This window comes from Streptomyces sp. NPDC059224, assembly GCF_042754285.1.
In the GTDB taxonomy this organism is placed as follows: Bacteria; Actinomycetota; Actinomycetes; order Streptomycetales; family Streptomycetaceae; genus Streptomyces.
The window spans coordinates 1-22086 of record NZ_JBHZAN010000051.1; the positions used below are offsets into that span (position 1 = coordinate 1).

Consider the following 22086-nt stretch of genomic DNA (forward strand, 5'->3'; position numbering starts at 1 on the left):
ACCCGCCGAATACGAGACCAACTACTACCGCGCAACCACCAAACCCCAGGTCACAACCACAATCTGAAGTCTCTACCGAACCCGGAACGGTTCAAAGTGCGTTGCCACCGACCAACACGCGACGCACGCACGCACGGAGGATCACTGAATGGCCGGTTACATAGAAGACCGCTGGCTCAAGAAGCGGCCGAACAGGGAAACCGGCAAACGCGAACGCACCGCCCGCTACGGCAGCGGTAATCGGTACCGGGTCAAGGGAATCCCCGGAGTCCAGGACCGTGCCTTCGACACGAGCGAGGACGCCAAGCAGTGGCTCGCCACCGCCCAGACCGACTCCGGTCGCGGCGACTTCGTCGACCCGCGCCGGGGCGAGATCTCGCTCACCGCCTACATCGTGGACCACTGGTGGTCGGCACGAGCCGACGAGCCCTCGACCGCGGGTCCCCTGGGCAGCCGCATCTGGAACCACATCATCCCGCTGGTGGGTAACCTTCCGCTGCGCGAGATCGACGCGGCAGCCCTGCGCTCCTTCAAGTCCGCCTTGCTGTCCAGGGTCGAGGAGACGACAGCGGAAGTGATCTGGGGACATCTGTCGTCGATCCTCGGCAGCGCGGTGGACGATCAACGCCTGCTACGGCATCCCATGAAGGCCAAGAACAGCGTCAAGCCCCCGCGGCCCACAGAGAAGAGGGCCAAGGCCTGGGACCGTGAGGTCGTTGACGCAGTCCGATCGGGGCTACAGGAGCGCTACCGGTTCGCTGTCGACCTGGGTATCGGGCTGGGGCTCCACCAAGGCGAAGCCTTCGGCCTGGCCGAAGAGGACTTCGACTTCAAGGCGGGCGTCGTGCGCATCCGGCGGCAGCTCAAGTGGGACATCAAGGGACGCCCCTACTTCTCACTTCCCAAAGGACGCAAGACTCGCGACGTACCCCTCCCGACCAACCTCGCCGTACGGGCACACGAGCACTTCCGCCGGTTCCCGCCCATCCCGTGCACTCTCCCATGGCGCAACCCCGAGCCTCCGACCACCACCCTGGAGGAGCGCCAGCGGAAGCCGGTCACGGTGAACCTGGTCCTCACCACCTCGCACAGCAACCGAATCTACTACCGCACCTGGAACGACCGCAGCTGGAAACCGGCCCTCGCCGCCGCCGGCATCATCAAACCCGTCGGAGAGAAGCTGCGGCGGGACGGAGGCCGCGTTCGCCGCGTCCCCCTCTACGCCGCCCCGCGCGAGGACATGTTCCACGTACTCCGCCACACCTGCGCGAGCGTGCAGCTGGAGGCCGGCGAGTCCGTTGTCAGCCTCTCCAAGTGGCTCGGGCACTCGACGCCGAAGGTCACCCTCGACCACTACGCTCACTTCATGCCCGGCGCAGGTCAACGCGGTCTCGCCGCCATGGACGCGTGGCTGAAGGACCGCCACCGGCCGGAAATCACCCAGAAGTCCCCCGTGGCCGAATAGATCAAGAAAATCCCAGGGATCCCGCAGGTCAGTGGGCTTGTCGCGTCCGGCGCCCGCTTGTACGGCCTGGCGCTGAACATCAGCAAGTGCTAGGGAAATGAACCCTGACCAGCGCGTTCGTCTCTTTCGGCGCTGTCGGGGCCTTCCCCGCTTACGCGGTGGAAGGTCCCGGGGTAGGGCCAGAACGAAGATCGGACACCTGTACCACTGGAGGGTCGGCTTGGGCCGCCGCTCTTGTCGAGCCGGGGAAGAACCAACGGCGTTGACGGCGTCGTGGATCCTCCCGTCGCGATGCCGCACAGCACGGTCACCCCGGGCCAGCCGTGTTGACCTGCGTCGTACGCGGATGCAACACGAGTGGGAACGGCTCAGCGGGTCATGGCGGAGCGGTCTTCTGGCACCGCGGAAGCGCTCTGGACCGTCGCAGGAGCCCCTGTCTCGTGGAGGTGGGCCGTCGGAGTGCGGTCGATCCGCAGGCTGAGCAGTTCCGGACGGCTGTAGTGGCCGCGCGCATCCATCAGACGCTTACGCTGGTCGATCAGCGCGAAGTCCAGGTCGGCTATGACCTCACCCTCGCCGGACGTCAGCGGCTTGCCGACGACGCGTCCTTCGGGATCGACGATTGCGGTGAAGAAGCCGCCGGAAAGCGCCGGGCCGCCGGTGTCCTCGGCGATTCGCCCCACCTGGTCGTTGTCGAGCCAGGCGGTTGCGCAGACGACGAAACAAGCCGCTTCCAGTGCGTGCTGGCGAATGTTGACCTCGATCTGCTCCGCGAACAGCTGGCCGCCGAAGGCCCCGGGATACATCGCCGCGTGGATCTGCTCGCCGTCGGCGATCAGCGCGTAGCGTGCCAACGGCTGGTAGTGCTCCCAACAGGCGAGCTGGCCGACACGACCGACGGCGCTGTCCACCGCGCGCAGGCCGGAAGCGTCGCCCTGGCCCCAGACCAGCCGCTCGTGATAGGTCGGCGTGATCTTGCGGCGGCGCTGGATCAGCGTGCCATCCGCGTCGAACAGCAGCTGTGTGTTGTAGATGGTGCCGCCGTCACGCTCGTTGACACCGATCGAGACGACCATGTGAGCCTCCCTCGCGGCCTCGGCGATCGCGTCGGTCTCGGCGGACGGCACGGCCACCGACTCTTCGAGCAGGCGCAACGGCTCCTTTGCCATGGCGTAGGGGGCCTGCACGAAAGAGAAGTACGGGTAGTAGGGCACGACGGCCTCGGGGAAGACCGCGTACTGGACGCCCTTCGTTCCCAACTCGCGGATCTTCTGAACGACCCTTTCAACAGTGCCCGCGCGGCTGTAGAGCACGGGGCTGATCTGGACTGCGGCAGCTTTTACGACGGTCATCTTGCGGTTCCATTTCGAAATACGGGGTCATGATTGACGGACGGGCCTGCGCCCGTCGGTGCGTCAGGGCTCGGCACGATGCCGATGGCTGAGCGATGGTGCTGCGCGGAGGAGCACAGGGCCGAGTCGCAGCGAGCCATGGATCTCGCAGCGCGTGCCGGGCTGAAAGTGCAACGGACGCAGCTGGATCGATGCCGCGGCCGGAAGGCCCGGCCTACTGGAACAGCTGAGGGTTGTTCTCGGCGAAATCACGAACATCAAGGGCCGGTCTGCCGAGGATGGTCTCGATATCCGTGGAGATCCGGTCGTATCGGTTTTCGCGATGCAGTCGGGCCATGGTCGTCACATGCTCGATGAGATGGTTCGGAAGTTTCACTGCTGCCAGGCTTTGAGCCCACTCTTCAGGGGGCACGTCCACGTAGGTGGCGGGACGGCCTACTGCCTTGGCGAACTGCTCCGCGACACCGTTCATGTCCCTGGACACCGGTCCGGTGAGTTCGTACACCCGGCCAAGATGAGAACTGGGCTCGGCGAGAACGGTGACCACCACGTCTGCGACGTCGCTTGTGGCGACCGGCGAGGTGCGTCCGGAGCCGAACGGCAAATGGACGGTGATCCTTTGTGGAGTCGACTGGATCGCGAACTGGAACAGGGGGTTTTCCATGAAGATGGTGGGCCTGACCTGAACGACCGGAAGGCCCGACCAGGAGAGGATCCGTTCGCTCAGCAGGTGGAGGCGCTGCTGACGTGACTCCGAGGTACTCGTGATCGTCATCTGCGAGACAGTCATCTGCGACATGTTGACGAGGACCTCCAGGGCCCCGTGCTCGCGTGCGGCAGCGGCAACTGCCGTTGTCGCCTCCAAATAGGAGCTGGAGACGCTCATCCCGAAGTAGACCCGGTGGCAGCCCTCCAGCGCACGGAAAACGTCCGCCGGCTGGGTGAGGTCACCTACGACCACTTCAGCGCCTGTTGCGCGGAGAGTGTCGGCACGTTCGTCGTCTTTCCTGACCAGCGCACGGGTCGGCAGCCCCCGACTCCGCAAGCGCTCGACGACCTTTCTCCCCACGGATCCGGCGTTTCCGGCTCCGGTCACCAGGATCAGTTTCTCCGGCATCCTGTTTCCTTTCGACATGCGCCTCAGGGTGAGGGCAAGCGTTCTTACTTCTTCGTGTCTGCGGCCGGCTGCATTACGCCCCTGTGTCCGGGGGCTGCCAGGCCGGGATCACTCGTCGTGGATCAGCAGACGGGCCACGGCTTCTGGTTCGTCCCACTGGAGCCAGTGGCGGGCCTGTACGGACCGGAGCCGTGCGTTCGGAAAGAGTCCGGCCAGGTGCTCGGCGACTCCGCTGTTGAGGTAGGGGTCGTTCGCCCCGAAGATGATGTCCACGGGGATCTGGAGGTCTCCGGTCTTGCCTGTTGCGACGAGCTCGCTGGTGATCGCGAGGTCGGTGAACAGCCGTGCCGTCCACGCGCGGATCGCGTCGAGTGCGTCCGGTTGCCCTTCGCTCCCGAAGAACAGGGGGACGATGACCCGGTCACGGATGTCGTCGGCCGGTCCGTACCCGAACCGGGTGGCGGTGTAGCCCAGCAGCCACTGCCGCTGCGCGAGGTCTGCGAAGAGCGCGTCGGTGAGCGGAACGAGGTCCGGGTCGCCCATCAGGCGGATCATCTCGGGGAACCGCAACGTCGGCGATTCTCCGAAGTAGCAGTTGAACAGAACGAGGCGCTCGACTCGGTCCGGATGGGCCAGGGCGTACTCGACGGCGACCGGGCCTCCGGCGTCGTGCCCCACCAGGATGACCTTCCCGAGCCCCAGCTGGTCGATGACGGCTTCGGTCTCGGCGAGCCGCTGACCGTCCGCGACGGGCGAGTTCTGCACCCGCTCGGACTGTCCGTAGCCGAGGAAGTCGAAGCTCACCGACCGGTGAGGGTGCAGTTGCGCGATGAGCTTGTCGTAGACGGTCGAGTCGTCGGGGTAGCCGTGCAGGAACACGAAGGGCGTGCCGTGTCCTGGGTGGTCCTTGGCATGGAGGTAGCCGTGCCGGGTGGAGACCCGCTGTTCCACTGCTGCGGACGGTTGCATGATTCGCTCCTGGGTTGTGGGCCGGACTGCGCTGCCGACTGTCGTCGCCCTGGTCAGGGCTGAGCAGACGGACGGCGGGTGGCGGCCCACCGTCCTGGACGTGTCACATGCTGGTGAAAGGCCGGGCGAGGTGTTGCCGCGTGTCAGCTGTGCGTGGCAGCGGCCGCGATCAGGTCGGTGACGGCTCCGGGCCTGGCGACCATGGACAGGTGGGGTGCGTTCACCTTGACGATGTGCGAGCCGGCACGGTCGGCCATGACCTGTTGCTCCGCAGGAGGGATGACCTTGTCGGCGGTGCCGATCAGCGCCCAGGAGGGGAGGGTCTTCCAGGCCGGTTCGCCCGAGGGGTCGGACAGTGCGCTGCCCGCCAGCGGGCGCTGACCGGCGGCCAGAACGGCCGCCTTGTCGTGGTCGACACCGCCGGCGAAGATCTGCGGGAAGAGTCCGGGCTTCACGTACAGGTCGACGTTGCCTCCGCCGTTGGGGATGGTGACGGTGTTGAAGACGGTGCTGGGATCCTCCACGGCCAGTGCCGATCCCGGCTTGGCGGCGCTGAGCTGTCCTGCGGTCTCCCCGTTGTCGGGGATGAAGGCGTCCACGTAGACGAGCGACTTGACGTTGTCGATTCCCACAGCTGCGTTGGTGATGACCTCGCCGCCGTAGGAGTGGCCGACGAGGACGATCGGTCCTTTGACCGTCTGAAGGAAGGCGTGCAGGTTGGCCGAATCAGTGGCGAGGCCGCGCAGGGTGTTCGGCGGGACGTCCACGGTGTAGCCCTGGTGCTGCAGACGCTCGGTGACGCCGGCCCAGCTGGAGCCGTCCGCCCAGGCCCCGTGAACGAGGACGATCGTCGGTTTGGCTTCGGGGGATTGCGTGGCCGTGGCCGCAGGCGCACTGGCGATCAGGCCGGTGGCACCGGCGACGGCCGCGACGGCCACCGCGAATCTACTGGTGGTTTTCATGTCTTTTCTCCTCAGATGTGGCATTTGGCGTGGCGGAACTGGCATGCGGTCTGACCCGGTCATCGGGAGGCCGGGTGATTACAGGGCGGTCCTCGGGCAGGTCTGAACGCGAGTGGGACAGCCAGTTGTTCGCTCAATGGCGTCCAGGACCCTGCCTGGTGCGGAGCGGAGTGCCGTCGCACGTACCTGCGCCGGCGCTGATGACGTACCGGGGGAGGCCGTGTGACGAGCTGGGGACTTGCTGCCGTCGGCGCTTCAAGACCGGCCGACGTGGAGACTGCCGGGTTGCAGCGGGCCTAGAACCCCTGCCCCTTGAGCCACTTCAGGGCGACGGCTGCGACATCGGGCCAGCCGTGGTCGATGGTGAGCGAGTGGCCCCGGTCCGGGAATTCCTCGATGTCGGTGACCGCCGCGGAATGACGGTATTGCTTGAGTGTCGCCTTGGTGATCGCTTCCGGGACGGTGTGGTCCTGACCGCCCATGATCAGCAGCAGTGGGCCGCGCCGCTCGTTGCCGGTGTCCACCTTGAGAGGTGAGTGCGGCACGAAGTTCATGACGGATGCCTCGAACAACGGCTTGGCCGGCCCCGGGATGCTCCACCGTTCGTGAAGCTCGTCGGACTCCTGCTCGGTCAGCGCGTTGCCGAAGCCGTAACGGAACTGCTCAGCCGTCAACGACACCGCCTTGTGCAGGTTGGCCGGATTCCTCAGGCCCGGGAACGCGCTGCGGAGCGCCGCGATGGGCACCGGCAGCACGCCCTTGATCTGCGCGGCGTCGATGGCCACGGCTGCCGCCCCCAGATTCATCCCGAGGAGCTTCTCGGCGACCGTCCCACCGAAGGAGTGCCCCACGAGGATGGGGAGAGTGTCCAGCCCGGTGATGATGGTCTTGTAGTGCTCGACGATGTCGTCGAAGCCCTTCCCGGCAAGGGCATCCGGCGCGGCGCGCGTCCCCTCGACGGTGGGGGCGTCACCCGGCCAGCCCGGCGCGACGGGCGCGTACCCGGCGCCCTCGAAGACCTCCATCCACGGCGCCCACGACGAGCCGTGCACCCACAAGCCGTGAATGAAGACAAGTGGTATTCGTGGGGCTTCCATTGCGTTCTCCCTCTGAGAAGTGAACTTGCAAGCTGGTCTGATGATCGATTTGGCGGGCGGCGGACGTCAGGCCGACGCTTACGGCGCGACACGGGGAGGCGTGGGCGCGACGACTGTTTCAACTCGTCCGGTGGCGACGTCATAGACGAGCCCTGAAACGAGGAACGCGCTCCGGTTGACCTCACGTAGGGCGACGTCGACGTCGACGCGGACGGATCCGAACGGGTCGCTGACCGACTTGTTCCGCAGCTCGTTGGGCGCGATCTCGAAGAAGGCGGCAAGGAGATCGGGGTAGGCAACGAGATCGGTCATCCCGCAGTCGGTGTGGTGGAGGATGACCAGGTTCCAGTCACCTGGCTGTTTGCCGTCCGGGTTTGCCTGGCCGACCTTCCTGAGCATGGCCATCGTGCTCAACGTTGCCGGCGTGATGCGTCCTCCGACGTTCCGGATGACTGCCGCTTCGCCTTGATCGAGGCCAAGTACGTGGGTGGGGTCAACCCGCGGATCGACGCAGCCCACGATCATGAGGTTGCCGCTCGGGTTGATGCTCAAGCCGGTCTTGAAGCGGTCGGCAGCGAACGCCGCGTTCCGCTCGGTCAGATCGTGTATGCCTGTCATGACGCCGCCTTCGGGAGAGCCAGATCGTGCTGGGGCGGCGGCCGGCTCTCTCGCGGCCACCACCCCTGGGCTGGAGCTAGGGTGCGACGACGGTCTCCACGGTGCCGCTGGTGACGTCGTAGACGAGGCCCGAGACGCGCACACCCGCCAGACGGATGTCGGAGCGGAGCGTGGCGACGTCGTGTGTGACAGCTGCTCGGGGGTCGCTTACGTGCTGCTCGTCCAGCGCCTTCTCGTCGACTCCGAAGAAGTCGGAGAGTACTTCCGGCTGTCCTTCGAGCCGGGTGATGCCGCAGTCCGTGTGGTGAAGGACGATGAATTCCCAGCCGGGACCGATGTCTCCCCCGAAAGCCTGCGTCACCTGGCGCAGCATCGCCAGTTCCATCAGCAGTTCGGGTGTGACGCGTCCTCCGATGTTTCGGAGCGTTGCGATCTCGCCTGCCTTGGCTTCGAGCACCTCGCTCGGGTCGACACGGGGATCGACGCAGCCGATGACGATCGTCTTCAGTGACGGCATCAGGCGCAGTCCGGGGGTGAATCGGGCGGCCGCGAAATCCGCGTTCCGGGCAGTCAGGGTTTCCACTACGTTCATGGCTCGCTCCTTGGAGACACGGGGTTTCGGTTTCTGGACGGGGGATGCGACGTGACTGTTGCGGTGCAGGTGGTCCTCAATTGGCCCCGCCACTCTTTACCGGCACAAGGTTTCTGAAAGTTGCCGCTGTTATGGCCAGCGCGATGGTCGTGGCAAGTCCGAGAGCGGTCCAGGCCAGTGCCTCCCAGCCGGAGAACGTTGAGGCTCGGCACCAGCGAATTACGTAGTTGGCGGATGCTGAGACCGGGAAGGTGAAGTTCCAGAAGCCGAGTCCGAAGGTGAGTTGCCGATACTTGGGCAGCAGGAAGACCTGCACCATCAGCATCATCAGGAAAATCCCTAGGAACGCGGCCTGAAGCGTTCCGGAAGGACCCGGGTACGCGACGAAGGTGGCAATGCCCCCTGTGGCGGGTGGGGCCAGGAGCACCGACAGAGCCGGCGTAGCGGCAGGAGGTAGAGGGCCTGCTGTAATGAGGCGCGCGGTGATGACGCCGCCAATGATGACCCCGAAAAAGATGCCCGCTCCCAGCGCCGCTCGCGCTGCAGTCTGAGCGTGGATTGTCGACAGGCCGATACTGGCGGCGAAGGGTCCGGCGACCAGCGGAAGGAAATATCCGGGATTAAGCTGGCTGAAACTCGTCTTTCCGGTCAGCCAATGGGCGAACAGTTGACCCGCCACGACGGACAGCGCGAACACGAGTAGCCAGCAGATTACACGCGCCGTATCAAACGAGACGTACTGTTCGAAATGAGTGGTCAGCAAAATACCGACAACGGGCAGGAAAGCTGCTGATGCCCCGTCGACGGGATGTTCACGGTCGGCACGGAATGCCCCACGGTCCTTGACGCGCTCCCCGACGTACACGACCGTGAATATCAGCCAGCACACACCACTCACGGAGAACAGGGCGCCGTCCACCCATCCCGGAGCATTGAGATCCGTTGCCACCGCCGTCCATGCTCCTCCCAGCCCCGCGAGACCGAGGGGGATGGCGAAGTAGTTGAGACTCACCCGATAGATGGGTTTGGCTACCGCTGTCGTACTCATGGGACCTGGCCAATGCTGGAAATGTCGGCGAGAAAGCCTCGTACCTCTGACGACCGTCAGTGACGCTGCGCGGGCAAGTCTCGAATGACTGCGAGGCAGGCTTCAGTCAGCTCGCATGAGGACGCCAGCCAGTGCCTTGGGCTCGTCCCACTGCACCCAGTGGCGTGCCTCGATGGAGTGCCGCTGAGCGTTCGGGAACAGACTTGCGAGGTGTTCCGCGACGCCTGCATTCAGGTACGGATCGTTCGCGCCGAACACCACGTCGACAGGACAGCGCAGTGTCGCCAACGTGCCTGACGCGATCACTTCGTTGGTGAGGGCGATGTCCGCGAACAGCCGGCCCGTCCATGCCCGGATGGCTTCGAGCGAGTCGGGCTGGGCTGCGCTGCCGAAGAACTGGGGGATGATCGACATCTCACGGATGTCGTCCGTCGGGGCGTAGCCGAACTGCCGAGCGGTGTGTTCCAGGAGCCACTTCCGTTGCGCGGGGTCCTGCATGAGCGCGTCGGCCAGCGGGACCAGGTGGGGATCGCCCAGGAGCCGGATCATTTCTGGGAATCGCAGAGTGGGCGACTCGCCGAAGTAGCAGTTGAGGAGCACCATCCGGGCCACTCGGTCAGGATGGGCCGCCGCGTACTCGACAGCCACCGGACCGCCGGCGTCGTGACCTACGATGACAACCTTTTCGAGGTTCAGCTGATCGATGACCGCCGCGGTTTCCTTCAGCCTCTGTCCCTCCACGACGCTCGCGCCGCGGACACGCTCGGACTGGCCGTAGCCGACGTAGTCGAAGGTGACCACGCGCCGCTGGTGCAGCTCGGGGACCAGCTTGTTGTAAATGGTCGAGTCGTCAGGGAACCCGTGGAGGAGGACGAACGGATCCCCGGCGCCCGGAAAGTCCCGCACGTCGAGGGACCCGAAGGGCGTCGCTACCTTGTGCTGAACATACGTTGGCGTTGTCATGGCTTCTCCTCGCTGAACATCTACGTGCCACCACCCGCTGGACCTTCCGCGACGATCCCGTGCCGTCGGGACTTCCTCAGGAGGCCGTCAGCTGCTGGTCAGGAGCCGGTTGCGTTGAGCGTGGGAGGGGTGGTCGGCTTCATCGTGTGGGATGCGGCCGTCCCCGGGTATCGCGCATGTGGCGACGGACAGATCGGCGTGTTCGTGTCGCGCGCTCGTGGAAAGGCTCCCTTCCCCAGCGGCTATTTGAGGAAGTCGAGGAGGGCCGCGTTGACCTGCTCGGCGTGAGTCCAGATGATCGCGTGGGGCCCGCCTTCGATCACGACATGCCTGGCGAGGTTGCTGACGGAACCCGGCAACCGATTACCGGTCCGGTCCGGCGGCAGGACGCGGTCCTGGTCGCCCTGCATGACCAGGACGGGGACGTCGATCTTCGGCAGGTCCGCACGGAAGTCCGTCAGCCAGGCGGGAATGCACTCGACACTGGCAATCGCTGAGGCCGCGGTGGCCGTGTTCCAGCTCGCCCTGAACCGTTCCTCGCTGACCAGCGAGCCGGCGTAGACGTCGTAATTGTAGAACTCCGACAGGAAACCCGTCATGAACGCCGGCCGGTCACCGCCAGCTGCAGCCACGAACCCGTCGAAGAGCTCCTTGTCCAGGCCCTCGGCGTTGTCGTCCGTCCTGAGCAGGAACGGGGGCAGGGGCGCGAGCAGAACCGCCTTCGTCACCCGGGTCGAACCGTACGTGCCCAGGTAGCGCGTCACCTCGCCCGTCCCCATGGAGAAACCCACGAGCGCGACGTCGCGCAGGTCCAGCTCGGTGAGCAAAACGTCGAGATCCCGGGCGAACGTGTCGTAGTCATAGCCGAAACCCGGCTGACTCGACTTGCCGAAACCACGCCGGTCGTACGCGATCACGCGGTGGCCGGCCGCCAGGAGCGCCGCCTCCTGCTTCTCCCACGACCGCCCGTCCAACGGGTAGCCATGGATCAGCACGACAGGGGTCCCGCTGCCGTGATCTTCGTAGTACAGCTCGATCGGCCTGGAGTTCTCTTCACCTACAGCGACAAAGGGCACGAGCGGGTCACCTTCCATCGTTTCTGCGCGCGAGGATCAGCATGTGATCATTGTGACCAGCGACTTCCGGCCAGAACAGCTCCACCGGGCTTCCGTGCACGGCTCGCACAGAACGATGCAGGGTTTGAGCATTGACACGTGCGCTAAGATTTTTCATTTCCGTGCAGGGCGCGCCATTCGCGCGGTGACATTCCATAGGCCGTGCGAAAGATCCGACTGAAACTGGACATGTCGCTGAATCCCCAGCGTCGCGCCACGGTTTCGATCGTGCTGGGCCGGGAGCCCGTGCTGCTCAATTCCGCCCGGCACTCTTCGAGACGATGCGTGCGGATCCAGTCCGCGAGGGAGATACCGTTCGCTGCCAGGATCTTGTAGAGATGCCGGAGCGAGATGTGATGTTCCGCTGCCACTTGAGCGGCATTCAGGCCGGGCTCGGACAGGTGCGCTCGCACGTACTCCAGAATCCTGACCAGCAGGGTCTCCTGGAGAGACGCGTTTGTGAGTTGTGTGGCATCGATGTGGGTGGCGATGACGGCTCGCAGAAGATCGATGCTGGGCTGTCCTACCGCATCGGCGCTCGTTCCCTGGAAATCTGCATGCCCTGCCGCGAGGCGTCGCAGGTGGTCGGCGGTCAGTTGAGTGATCGGGTGGCCGGGACTGAGGACGGTCGCAGAGTTCTTGCTGAAGACTGCCGGGCTCAATGCGAGCCGGCCGACGGGAATCCGGAAGAAGTGCTGTCGGATTCCCTTGGCGTCCTCGACTCGATAGGGTTCGGTGGACTCGTAGAAAATGAGGTCACCGGGCCGGAGGGTGGCTTGCCTGTCCTGCTGGATCACGGTACTGAAGCCTTGTATCTGAAGGCCGACAAAGATGGCGGGCTCCAGATCGTCCTTGGTGAAACTCCCAGTTCTTTCGACGCTTCTCGCGTTCGAACGCACAGTTGCCACGGTCAGTGGCCCAAGGGTCGATGTGGTCCCGCCGGCCTCTACGGTTTTCCCTTGGTCCGGGAAACTGATGTCGACTTTACCGGTGAGGCTGGCTATCACCTCGCGGACTGCATCGCCCCGCTCCCCCGGAGAGATGTCGCGGATATCCCATCTTCGTGTCATCGTCGTGCCGCCTTTGCTACCTGCAAGCAGAGGGTCGATAGTTTTGCTGTCTGAAACCATCTCAACGGGCGGGCGGAAAAACCGGGCACCCGAAGGCCATGAATGGAAACAACAGGTATCCGCCGGCATTCCATGGGTCTCTCCATTTGGGAATGTACCGGCACCGCCGACGGCAGACTCGCCCGGTCTCAGGCCGCAGCGGTCAGCCGGTGCGTGGTACCGCTGCTGTTGGGAACCCAGGCATCAGCGAATTCCGCTGCCAGGGTGTGCTGGGCACGCCAGCCCGTGCAGTGCCCGGGGGCAATCAGCGTCGGCGCGATCTCCTTCAGTGCAGCGACAGTGGGGGCGATGACCGGCTCGAACGCCGGGCCGGCAAGATGCAGTCCGCCGATCACGGCGTGGACCTGCTGCACTTCGGTCAGCCGTCTTGCCTGGCGAAGGATATTGATCAGGCCGGCATGACCGCATCCTGTCAGGACCACCAGGCCGTGCCCTCGCAGGTTCACCACGAGTGCTTGATCGTCGATCACAAGAGGATCTTTCTCCCACCGGGTTCCGTTCCAGGCTTGGTGCCCCGACGGCATACCGAGCTCGAATTCGGTGGTGCGGTCCACTTCCCCGGTGATCAGGACGCTTCCGTCCACCAGCAGTGACGGTTCACGTCGCTCGATGACATCGAATCCTTCCCCTGTCAGGGCACGTTTGCTGAGGGTCGGGAATTCGCCCGCGCCGCCATGGGGGACTGCCATCCTCCGGCGGGTCCAGGCGTGTGGATGGATCACCATGGGCATGCCGCTACGTCCGAGTCTGCTCTTGAGCCCGGCCAGTCCGCCGGCGTGATCGAAGTGTCCGTGACTCAGTACCACTCCGTGGACGGACTTCAGGTCGATGCCGAGCCGGTCCGCGTTGTCGACCATTGCATGCGGCGAAAGACCGGCGTCGAACAGCAGGGAGGTCTCTCGTTCGCCCCGGCGAACAGTCACCAGGGCGGAGAATCCATGCTCGGCCATCAGGCCGACCGATGTCGATCCGCTTTCGAATTGGTCGGCACGGACGCCGACGGATCCGAACCCGAATCGCGCAGTCCTCGCGTCTCCTGTGAGTAGTGCGTCGAATACGTTGTCCACCAGAACAGTGACTCGCACCTCGTCGACCGGTACAAGGGAAACGGGATCTACGGCCTTTCCGCCGGCTGGCCTCGGCGCAGACTCTGCGACCTCCACCGCACTCGCATTCTTCGCGTCACACATGATTCTCCGATCGGGACTCGCTGCGCTGGAGGATCACAGCAGGCTTCATTCCGTGGGACGGTGGATACATGGGTTTCTCTGCGTCCGGTTCCTGCTCGCGTCTGTGCGCGCTCTCATGGATACCCGGAGGCCAGAATCGGCCCTGGACGTGGCACGCCTTGGACAGCTGCCTGTGAGTTTCCCGGCCCAGCACTCCGGACATAGGGCCGCCACTTGTCCGTGGTCCATTTCGACCGGGTGGACGAAGCAGGCGGGACTGGACGTCCGCCAGGACGGTGTGGACGCCTTCAGGTCCCTTGGGCCGCCGGCTACGACATCGGCGCCGGCTTCGGCCGGCTTGCGGGATCGAGCATCCGCCGTGTGCGCCAGGGACCGGACCCGATGCCCACGCTCAAGAAGCAGCTCAACCGTGCGCTGTCCAGTCCGACCGGTTGCGCCTGTGACAAGGATGGTGCCGCTGGATGACATGGGATGCCGCCTTGAGCGGATGGACGGTCCCGGAGGACTGGGATCACGAGATCACGACCCGAACGGTTTGATTCTGAGACCGTGAGGCCACGCTACCGCTGGACGGTTTGGATCGCAAACCGTGGCTTGATATTCTGAATCGTGGCTGAGTCCCCGATGGTCCCAGGAAGGCCCTGTTCAGTAGCGGCGACGCTTCAACTGGTAGGCGACCGCTGGTCGTTGCTGGCCGCACGCGAGGTCCTCTTCGGGAATCGGCGGTTCAGTCAGATCGCCCGCAACACGGGGGCCCCACGTGACAGGCTGGCTGCCCGGCTCAAGTCCTTGGTCGCGGACGGCATCCTTGAGAAGCGGGAGTACCAGGCCACGCGGTTCGAGTATCACCTCACGGACGCGGGCAAGGAGCTTCTCGGCGTGCTCGCCAACCTCATGGCCTGGGGTGACCGCTGGGTGGTCGATGAACCGCCCATGGTTCTGGAGCACCACGGGCACCAGATCCAGCCGGTCACCGTGTGCGGTGTCTGCGGGCAGGCAGTCAGCGAAGAAGATCTTCACTTGGTGTCTCGCGCGCCCGGATGGACGGTTGGCGGCCCTGCTGCCCACGCGGACGTGAAGTCGTCCTGACACGCCCCTCCCCGACGGGCCGACGCCGCGCCCTCGTGTGACACTCCCGTCCTCGTTTCGCACCCCGCCATGCAAAACGTCCTTCCTGTGTGCCGGGATCTCGCTCGGGGACCGAATCCGCACCAACCGTCCGCAAGGGGGGCGGGACGAGCCGGCCCGGCCGGCGTCCGGCGTCAGCACCGCCGTGGCGATCGCGCGCCGCTGGAGATTCACCGGCGCGTCCGGCCTCGGAGTCCCCCGGCACGTGCTCCCTGCGCCATCGGCACTTACCACTCCAGCATTTCCGAGTTTACGCAGACAACGGGCGAGTATGTGCAGCCAGCCGCGAGCCGCATCTCTTCCCCGATATCGCCCCGGGCAGCGAACGGCGTAAGCAATCGCGCGCCCAGAATTCCTAGTAAGAACAGCGACAGGAATGGCTTTGCTGCTGCCGTCCGGCCCTGCCGCAGCTGAGCCATTCGTCATTCAGTGCACAGTTCTGTGCACAAGGTGCACCACCACTTTTTCCACTGGTTGTCTGACCATCCGTTCTGCATCGTTGATTTCTTGTACGTCACAACACACCAGGAGTAGTGCACCATGGCCAATACGGAGAGAGCACCCGTCTCGGGCAGCCGGACCGTGCCTGTGAACGGATCCCAAGACATGGCGTCCGCGGACAACCAGCGGGCCCGTTGGGTACTGGCCCTCGGCAGCCTCGGTGCGTTCGTGGTCTTCCTCGACACCACGATCGTGAACATCGCATTCGAGACGATCAGCCACAGCTTCAACACCACGACCGGACATCTGGCATGGGTCCTGAACGCGTACAGCGTGGTGTTCGCGGCTGTCCTCATCCCCGGGGGCCGGGTCGCCGACCGGTACGGGCGCAAGCAGACCTTCATGGTGGGGATCATCGGCTTCGCACTGATGAGCGCCTTGTGCGGACTCGCTCCGAACGCCACAGTGTTGATCACAGCTCGGGCCCTGCAGGCGGTCTTCGCCGCGCTCGTCGTGCCGTCCTCCCTGGCGCTGGTCCTCCACGAATTTCACGCCGCCCGACGCCATGTCGCCATAGGCGTATGGGGCGCGATGGCCGCCGCGGCGGCAGCGGTCGGGCCTACCCTCGGCGCGCTGCTCACCGAATACGCCTCGTGGCGTTGGATCTTCTTGGTCAACATCCCGATTGCGGCAGTCATCATTACGCTCGGCAAACGACTGCTGCGTGAGTCCCGCGACGTGCACGCGTCTGGTGTCCCGGACCCTCTCGGGGCGGTCCTTGTCGCTGCGATTCCCGCGCTTCTCAGCTTCTCCATCATTGAGGGGCCGTCTCGCGGATGGTCCAATTCATGGGTGGTGGCCGGTTTCGTCGGGGCGGCCCTCGCGCTTCCCGTCTTCCTGTGGCGGACGTCGAAGTCCGCTCGTCCGGTACTGGACCTCGCTCTTTTCAAAGAGCGCCAGTTCACGGAAATGAATGCCGCTACGCTGCTGTTCTCGACAGCCTTCTTCGGGCTGCTGCTGGGCAACCTGATATTTCTCCAGACGGAGTGGCACTACTCCGTACTGCGTGCGGCGTTGGCCAGCGCCGCGGGGCCGGTCGTCGTCACCCTCGTCGCCCGCTCGACCACGAAGCTCGCCAGTGTTGTCGGGCACCGTCCCGTGCTGCTCGCGGGATCGCTTACCTGGGCTCTTGGCTGCCTCGGGTTCGCCTTGTCCGTGAGCGGTTCTCCGCAGTGGGTCGCCCATTGGCTGCCCTGGACCCTCCTCACCGGCCTGGGTATCGGCCTCACCCTGCCCGTCCAGTCCGCCGCTGCCGTCGCGAAACTGCCCCCGGCACAGTTCGCCATCGGCTCTGCAATCAACTCCAGCTTCAGGCAACTCGGGGCTGTCCTGGGAATCAGCATCTTCGTCGCACTTCTGGGCCCTTCTGGTCTGGTCCCCCGAGTAGCCAATTTCCATCACATCTGGTGGGTTTTTGCGGCGCTCGGTCTCACCGCCGGAATAGTCCAGGTACTTCCCCCCTGGCGGCGAAATCCGGGCATTTCGAACTCCGAAGCCTCTGCCACCCTCCGCGGACCAACCCAAGCGTGATCACGAACACAGCTGCGGAGCATGGGGGAACACGGTGCCGCGCGACACGGAGCCGGCGCGGCACCCTCCTTGGGTGCCAGCGGCTGGTGGACAGGGGCAGAAGTACCGCGGACGGTCCGTCTTCGTCGGCGAGTGCGTCGTAGGTGCCCACGTCCGACGGCAGCCCGAGTGGGCCATCAGGGGACGCCCCTGCTTCTCACTTCCCGAAGGACGCAGGACCCACGACGCGCCCCCGGCGCCCAACCTCGCCGCACGGTCACTCCAGCACTTCTGCCGGTTCCCCTCCGCCCCGAGCCTCCGGCCACCGCAAGTCCCCGAGAAGTCCCCAGCGGCCGAACGGATCAAGAAAATCCCGGAGAACCAGCAGGCCGGTGGGCTCGTCGCGTCCGGCGCTCGCTTGTCCGTCAAGTACAAGGAGACGGCGCGGGGCGGGCTCGCGGTGAACATCATCGAGTGCTGAGCGCTGCCGGGACGGGCCGGGTAGATTGCCGGCCATGACCGGACTCGGGCCCGGCGCCTGGCCCCCTGCCCCCATCAGGACCGAACGCCTCGTGCTCCGCGCGTCCGAGGCCCGGGACCGGGCCGCGTTCGTCGAGCTGTTCGCCTCACCGGAGGTGGGCACCTACCTCGGTGGCCCCCGGCCGCGCGCCGAGCTCGAACGCGCGGTGCCCGAGGTGCCCGGACGGCGTCCCGGCGTTTTCGTGATCGAACTGGACGGGGCGATGATCGGCCTGGTCACGCTCGAAGGGCGCGGCACCGAGCGTCCGGTGCGCGTCCGTCCGGAGGCCGGGGAGACCGAGCTGGGCTACCTGACCCTGCCCAAGGCCTGGGGCCACGGGTACACCGCCGAGGCGTGCGCGGCCGCGCTCGACTGGTTCAGCGACGCGCTGCCCGGCGAGCCGGTGGTGCTCACCACCCAGACCGCCAACGACCGCTCGATGCGCCTCGCGGCGAAGCTGGGGTTCACCGAGGTGGACCGGTTCGAGGAGTACGGCGCCGAGCAGTGGTTCGGTGTGCGGCCGCCGGCCACGCCGTCGCGTTGAGTCCGGGCCGCCTCCCGCGGATCGTCCGTCGCCGTCGTACGGCGGTGACCGGAGTTCCCCCTGGGGCTACCGCGCGGTAACCGCATGCCTCTACGCTGCCGCCAACTCACCCTCGGATTCAGGGAGTTGGCTCATGCGGGTTCTCAGACGGCTGGCGGCGGTCGCCGCCGCCGGGGCGCTGTTCCTGGTGGTGCCCGGCACCGCGCACGCGGACACTGACCTGGACGCGGCGAAGTTCTCCGGGACCACCGCCATCGGCACGCACAACGCCTATGAGAAGGACAAGTACACGTACTGGGCGCAGGCGTTGGACTCCGGCGCCTCCCTGCTGGAGCTGGACGTGTACGCGGACAGCCTCAGCAAGCGGTGGCGGGTCAGCCACAGCAACCCGTTCGGGAACGACAACAACTGCGAGCACGCCGACACGCCGGGCGAGCTGTACAGCCAGAGCCGCAACCAGGACCTGGGCGGCTGCCTGGACAACATGGCCGCCTGGGAGCAGCTGCACCCAAACCACGCACCCGTCGTGGTCAAGGTCGAGATGAAGGTCGGGTTCAACAACAACGTGGGCCTCGGGCCGGACGAGTTCGACACCCTCGTCTCGCAGAAACTCGGCAGCAGCGTGTACAAGCCCGCCGACCTGCTCGGATCCTCGTACTCCACGCTCGACGCCGCCGCCAGGGCCGACGCCTGGCCCACCCGGGAGGCGCTCAGGGGCAAGTTCCTCTTCGAGCTGATCCCGGGCACGGTGGAGCAGGCCAACCCGTTCGACCACTACTGGACGGACGAGGAGTACGGCGACCATCTCCACGACCTGTACGCCGCCGGGCAGATCTCGGCGGCCCAGGCCTTCCCGGCCGTACTGGGCGCGGCGGACGGAGATCCGCGCACCAGCCGGTACGACGCCGCCGTCCGGCCCTGGTTCGTGTTCTTCGACGGCGACGCCGCGACCTACGTCAACAACGGCTACGACACGTCGTTCTACTCCACGAACCACTACATCCTGATCATGACGGACGCCGCCGGCGTCTCGCCGGTGATCTCCTCGACCAGCCCGACCGACGCCGAGGTCGCGGCCCGGCTCGCGCTGCTCGCGGCGGACCACGCCGCCGTCATCACCTCGGACTGGTCCACCAAGCCGGCGGCCGTGCTCGGCGAGACGGCAGCCCGGAGCTGACGAATCACGCGCCCACGAGGATCGCCGGTGCCGATCCGGGGAATACGGAACAGGCACTTTCAATTCCTGCTCCCCAGGGAGTCCCCCACATGCTGCACGGAATCGACGTGAGCGCGTACCAGTCCTCCGCCTACGACACGGACGGCCTCTCCTTCGTCTTCATCAAGGCGACGGAGGGGCGTTCGTACGTCAATCCCAAGCTCGCCGCCCAGACCAAGACCGGCCGGGACGCCGGACTGGTCGTCGGCTACTACCACTTCCTGTGGCCGGGCAACCTCGACGCCCAGGCCGAGTACTTCGTCAGGCACGCCCCCGAGAAGGCGGGCGAGATCCTCGCCGTCGACTGGGAGACCACCGGCGGCGGCACCCGCGCGAGCAACGCCGAGAAGGACCGCTTCATCCGAACGGTGCAGGAACTGCGGCCCAGCCACCGGGTCGTGCTGTACACGAACCGGAACTTCTGGCTGACCGTCGACACCACCTCGTTCGCCGGCGACGGCCTCTGGATCGCCGACTACGTCAGCGCCGGCCACCCGCGCATCCAGGCCAAGTGGCGCTTCCACCAGTACACCAGCGACCCGCACGACAAGAACGTGGCGGACTTCGCCTCCAAGGCGGCGCTCAAGTCCTGGGCGCTGAAGGGGGACTGAGCCCGCGCTCACCGCCCTCCGGCGAGGCCGCCAGGTTTCGGTCCCGCGCGCCGGGGCGACACTGTGAACCGTGGTGACCAGCCCCGCCCCCTTCTGGGAGGCCCTCGACGCCACCGACCGGGCGGTGCTGCTGCGGGCGGCGACGCGGGTCCCGCTCCCCGCCGACCGGCAGTTCCTCACCCAGGGCGAGGACTCCGACCATCTCGTCGTGCTGCTGCACGGCTGGGTCAAGGTCGTCGCCCAGTCGCACGCCGGCTACCGCGCCCTGCTCGCGCTGCGCGGCCCCGGCGAACTCCTCGGCGAGCAGGCCTCGGTGGAGAACGGCCGCCGCTCCGCCACCCTGGTCACGGCCACCGCCGCCGAGCTGCTGCACCTGCCCGCCGGCCGCTTCCGCGCACTGGCCCGGGGCCGCCCCGGCATCGCCGCCGCCTTCGAGCAGACGCTGGTGCGACGGCTGCGCGAGGCCGACGTCCAGCGCGCCGGCATCACCGGACCGGTCCCCGCCCGGCTCGCCGCGCTCCTCCTCGACCTGGTGGAACGCTGCGGCCTGCCGGAACCGGACGGCCCCGGCCGTTGCATAGCCCTCAGCCTCTCCCAGGACGACCTGGCGGGCCTCCTGCTGACCTCCCGGCGGACGGTGAGCCGGGTCCTGGAGCAATGGCGCTCCCGAGGGTGGATCGTGACCGGACGCCAGTGGCTGGCGGTGCGCGCCGCGGAGCGGCTGAAGGAGCAGGCGTTCGGCGGCTGACCGGCACGGGGCCCGTCGGCCGACGCGGCACGGGCGGCGGGACCGGGCTCCCCAGATCGGTCCCGCCGCCGGCCACCCCCGTGGGCCCGCCGTGCCGGGAGCGTCCCCCGGTCTCGCTCTCGCGCGTGACGGTCCCCCGAGCCCACGGGGAGTCCGGGTGGTGCCGGACGGCGGGTGCGGTGACCGGCCCCCGGCACGGTGTGCCGTGTTCTGGATAGAACCTGCCGGCGGCGGTGTCTACGCCATGTGGCGCACAGCGCCCCGATCCCGCCCGGGGTGGGGCCGGGGCGACGGAAGGCCCTATCCGCGGAAGCTCTCGGGCCGTTCCGGGGACGCCTCCGCCAGGGCCTTGCGGACGCCCTCGGCGCCGTCCCGCAGGCCGTACACCGGGGTGCCCGGCTGCTGGCGCCAGGAGTCGTCGATGCCGCCGTTGTCGACCGTGTCGAAGCCGAGTTCGTCGATCAGGGCGCGGACGACCCGCTTGGCCGCCTCGTCGTCGCCGGAGACCGGGACGGCCTGCCTGCCGGGGTCGCCGGCGGGACGGTGACGGTCCAGGATGTCCTGCGCGTAGGTGCCGTTGAATGCCTTGATCACCGGGTGCCCGATCTGCCGCTCGGTCCAGCGGCTCTCGGTGACGTCCCCGGCCTCGATCTCGTCGATGCGGCCGTCCCGCTCCCGCGGGTAGTAGTTGCCGGTGTCGATCACGGCGACGTTCGCCGCCGCGCCGTCCAGCAGGCCCGCCGGCAGGTCCGGGACCGCCTTCACCGGGACCGTGACGACCACGACCTCGGCGCCGCGCGCGGCCTCCTCGGCCCGTACGGCCGTCGCTCCGGTCTCCTCGGCCAGTTCGCGCAACGTCTCGGGGCCGCGCGAGTTCGCCACCGAGACGTCGTGGCCGAGGGCGGTGAGCCGCCGCGTGAGGTTGCCGCCGATGTTGCCCGCGCCAATGATGCCGATCTTCATGACACGCCTTTCGGGATTCGATGCACGCGCATGCATGCACTATCGAGCGGCCATAACCCCGATCGCCTGTGAGCTATTCCACAGCTGCGCCGATCGAGTGATCCGCCCGCGGCCCCCGCTGCCCGGCGGCCCCCGCTGCCGCGCGGCCCCGCTCCCCCGGTCACCCCGCGAACGGATCCGCCAGTTCCGCCCGCAGCACCTGCGGCGCGGACTCCGCGTCGCCGTCCGCCGGCGCCCGCACCAGCGCCTCGCGGGCCTCGTCCCCGGTGTTGGGGTCGGTGGCGCGCAGGCCGGTCAGGGCCGGCGGCTCGATCAGCCCCTCCCGGAGCGCCGGCCTGAACTCGGCGAACAGATCGGCGAGCACGGAGTTGTGCGCGGCGGCGACCACCGCCGCGTGGAAGGCGATGTCGGCGTCGACGAAGGCCGGGTCGTCCCCGTCCCCCGTCCCCCGCGGCCCGGCCCGGCCGGGTCGGCCAGTCCTCGGCGGCCTCGGTGGCGATGACGAAGACGCCCGAGCCCTGCCGGGGCCGCACCAGAGCGGCCCCCGCGGGCGCGCGCAGCGCCTCACGGACCGTGGAGCGGCCGACGCCGAGCTCCTTCGCCAGGGCCGTCTCACCGGGCAGCCGGGTGCCGACCGGCCAGACGCCGCCGGTGATCTGCTCGCTCAGCCGGGCGGCGGCCTGTTCGACCAGGGGGCTCGGGCGGACGGGGCCGAGGGTCACGCGGTG

The 22086-nt window shown here is 66.9% G+C and carries 21 protein-coding genes and 1 pseudogene; 7 read left to right on the plus strand and 15 right to left on the minus strand.

Going from position 1 to position 22086, the window contains the following annotated elements; genetic code table 11:
* Window positions 1-148 precede the first annotated feature (148 nt).
* Complete coding sequence (locus ACFXI4_RS38950) at window positions 149-1465, plus strand: tyrosine-type recombinase/integrase (protein ID WP_385000683.1); 1317 nt, start codon at window positions 149-151, stop codon at window positions 1463-1465.
* Between the two features lie 368 nt (window positions 1466-1833).
* Here ACFXI4_RS38950 and ACFXI4_RS38955 read toward each other — a convergent pair whose 3' ends face one another.
* From ACFXI4_RS38955 to ACFXI4_RS39015, 13 genes are all read right to left on the minus strand, one after another.
* Window positions 1834-2817, minus strand: a complete 984-nt coding sequence (locus ACFXI4_RS38955; protein ID WP_385000686.1) for a nitrilase-related carbon-nitrogen hydrolase — start codon at window positions 2815-2817, stop codon at window positions 1834-1836.
* 214 nt (window positions 2818-3031) lie between these two features.
* Window positions 3032-3934 (minus strand): NAD(P)H-binding protein, encoded by a 903-nt coding sequence (locus tag ACFXI4_RS38960; protein WP_385000689.1) that lies wholly within the window; start codon window positions 3932-3934, stop codon window positions 3032-3034.
* Window positions 3935-4042: 108 nt separating this feature from the next.
* Window positions 4043-4903, minus strand: coding sequence for an alpha/beta fold hydrolase (locus tag ACFXI4_RS38965; protein ID WP_385000692.1), 861 nt, complete (start codon window positions 4901-4903; stop codon window positions 4043-4045).
* A gap of 143 nt (window positions 4904-5046) precedes the next feature.
* Window positions 5047-5865 carry an alpha/beta fold hydrolase gene (locus ACFXI4_RS38970; RefSeq protein WP_385000695.1) on the minus strand — a complete coding sequence of 273 codons (819 nt, stop codon included), beginning with the start codon at window positions 5863-5865 and terminating at the stop codon, window positions 5047-5049.
* Window positions 5866-6161: 296 nt separating this feature from the next.
* Window positions 6162-6962 (minus strand): alpha/beta hydrolase, encoded by an 801-nt coding sequence (locus ACFXI4_RS38975; protein ID WP_385000698.1) that lies wholly within the window; start codon window positions 6960-6962, stop codon window positions 6162-6164.
* 78 nt (window positions 6963-7040) lie between these two features.
* Window positions 7041-7580 carry a carbonic anhydrase gene (locus tag ACFXI4_RS38980; RefSeq protein WP_385000701.1) on the minus strand — a complete coding sequence of 180 codons (540 nt, stop codon included), beginning with the start codon at window positions 7578-7580 and terminating at the stop codon, window positions 7041-7043.
* Between the two features lie 76 nt (window positions 7581-7656).
* On the minus strand, window positions 7657-8172 hold the full coding sequence (locus ACFXI4_RS38985) for a carbonic anhydrase (protein WP_385000704.1): 516 nt from the start codon (window positions 8170-8172) through the stop codon (window positions 7657-7659).
* A 76-nt stretch (window positions 8173-8248) separates the two neighbouring features.
* Window positions 8249-9220, minus strand: coding sequence for a TDT family transporter (locus ACFXI4_RS38990; RefSeq protein ID WP_385000707.1), 972 nt, complete (start codon window positions 9218-9220; stop codon window positions 8249-8251).
* A gap of 102 nt (window positions 9221-9322) precedes the next feature.
* Entirely contained in the window at window positions 9323-10183 is an 861-nt protein-coding gene (locus ACFXI4_RS38995; RefSeq protein ID WP_385000710.1) for an alpha/beta fold hydrolase, read from the minus strand.
* A gap of 242 nt (window positions 10184-10425) precedes the next feature.
* Complete coding sequence (locus ACFXI4_RS39000; RefSeq protein ID WP_385000801.1) at window positions 10426-11259, minus strand: alpha/beta fold hydrolase; 834 nt, start codon at window positions 11257-11259, stop codon at window positions 10426-10428.
* A gap of 143 nt (window positions 11260-11402) precedes the next feature.
* On the minus strand, window positions 11403-12428 hold the full coding sequence (locus ACFXI4_RS39005; protein ID WP_385000713.1) for a helix-turn-helix domain-containing protein: 1026 nt from the start codon (window positions 12426-12428) through the stop codon (window positions 11403-11405).
* Between the two features lie 128 nt (window positions 12429-12556).
* Window positions 12557-13495: an MBL fold metallo-hydrolase gene (locus tag ACFXI4_RS39010; protein WP_385000716.1), complete on the minus strand. Its 939-nt coding sequence runs from the start codon at window positions 13493-13495 to the stop codon at window positions 12557-12559.
* 168 nt (window positions 13496-13663) lie between these two features.
* Window positions 13664-14086 carry an NAD(P)H-binding protein gene (locus ACFXI4_RS39015; RefSeq protein WP_385000719.1) on the minus strand — a complete coding sequence of 141 codons (423 nt, stop codon included), beginning with the start codon at window positions 14084-14086 and terminating at the stop codon, window positions 13664-13666.
* 156 nt (window positions 14087-14242) lie between these two features.
* Here ACFXI4_RS39015 and ACFXI4_RS39020 point away from each other — a divergent pair, with 156 nt between their 5' ends.
* The 6 genes from ACFXI4_RS39020 to ACFXI4_RS39045 all read left to right on the plus strand — a co-directional run bounded on the left by ACFXI4_RS39020 (window position 14243) and on the right by ACFXI4_RS39045 (window position 20395).
* The gene (locus ACFXI4_RS39020; RefSeq protein ID WP_385000804.1) at window positions 14243-14707 is read left to right on the plus strand and encodes a winged helix-turn-helix transcriptional regulator; all 465 of its coding nucleotides are present in this window, start codon (window positions 14243-14245) and stop codon (window positions 14705-14707) included.
* Window positions 14708-15286: 579 nt separating this feature from the next.
* Entirely contained in the window at window positions 15287-16777 is a 1491-nt protein-coding gene (locus tag ACFXI4_RS39025) for an MFS transporter (protein WP_385000722.1), read from the plus strand.
* 494 nt (window positions 16778-17271) lie between these two features.
* On the plus strand, window positions 17272-17820 hold the full coding sequence (locus tag ACFXI4_RS39030; protein ID WP_385000725.1) for a GNAT family N-acetyltransferase: 549 nt from the start codon (window positions 17272-17274) through the stop codon (window positions 17818-17820).
* A gap of 133 nt (window positions 17821-17953) precedes the next feature.
* The gene (locus ACFXI4_RS39035) at window positions 17954-18997 is read left to right on the plus strand and encodes a phosphatidylinositol-specific phospholipase C domain-containing protein (protein WP_385000728.1); all 1044 of its coding nucleotides are present in this window, start codon (window positions 17954-17956) and stop codon (window positions 18995-18997) included.
* Window positions 18998-19086: 89 nt separating this feature from the next.
* On the plus strand, window positions 19087-19647 hold the full coding sequence (locus tag ACFXI4_RS39040) for a glycoside hydrolase family 25 protein (RefSeq protein WP_385000731.1): 561 nt from the start codon (window positions 19087-19089) through the stop codon (window positions 19645-19647).
* Between the two features lie 70 nt (window positions 19648-19717).
* Window positions 19718-20395: a Crp/Fnr family transcriptional regulator gene (locus tag ACFXI4_RS39045; protein WP_385000734.1), complete on the plus strand. Its 678-nt coding sequence runs from the start codon at window positions 19718-19720 to the stop codon at window positions 20393-20395.
* 300 nt (window positions 20396-20695) lie between these two features.
* Here the strand turns inward: ACFXI4_RS39045 and ACFXI4_RS39050 are convergent, their stop codons facing one another.
* The gene (locus ACFXI4_RS39050; protein ID WP_385000737.1) at window positions 20696-21358 is read right to left on the minus strand and encodes an NADPH-dependent F420 reductase; all 663 of its coding nucleotides are present in this window, start codon (window positions 21356-21358) and stop codon (window positions 20696-20698) included.
* 160 nt (window positions 21359-21518) lie between these two features.
* Window positions 21519-22080 (minus strand): annotated as a pseudogene (locus ACFXI4_RS39055) (FadR/GntR family transcriptional regulator).
* Between the last annotated feature and the right edge of the window lie 6 nt (window positions 22081-22086).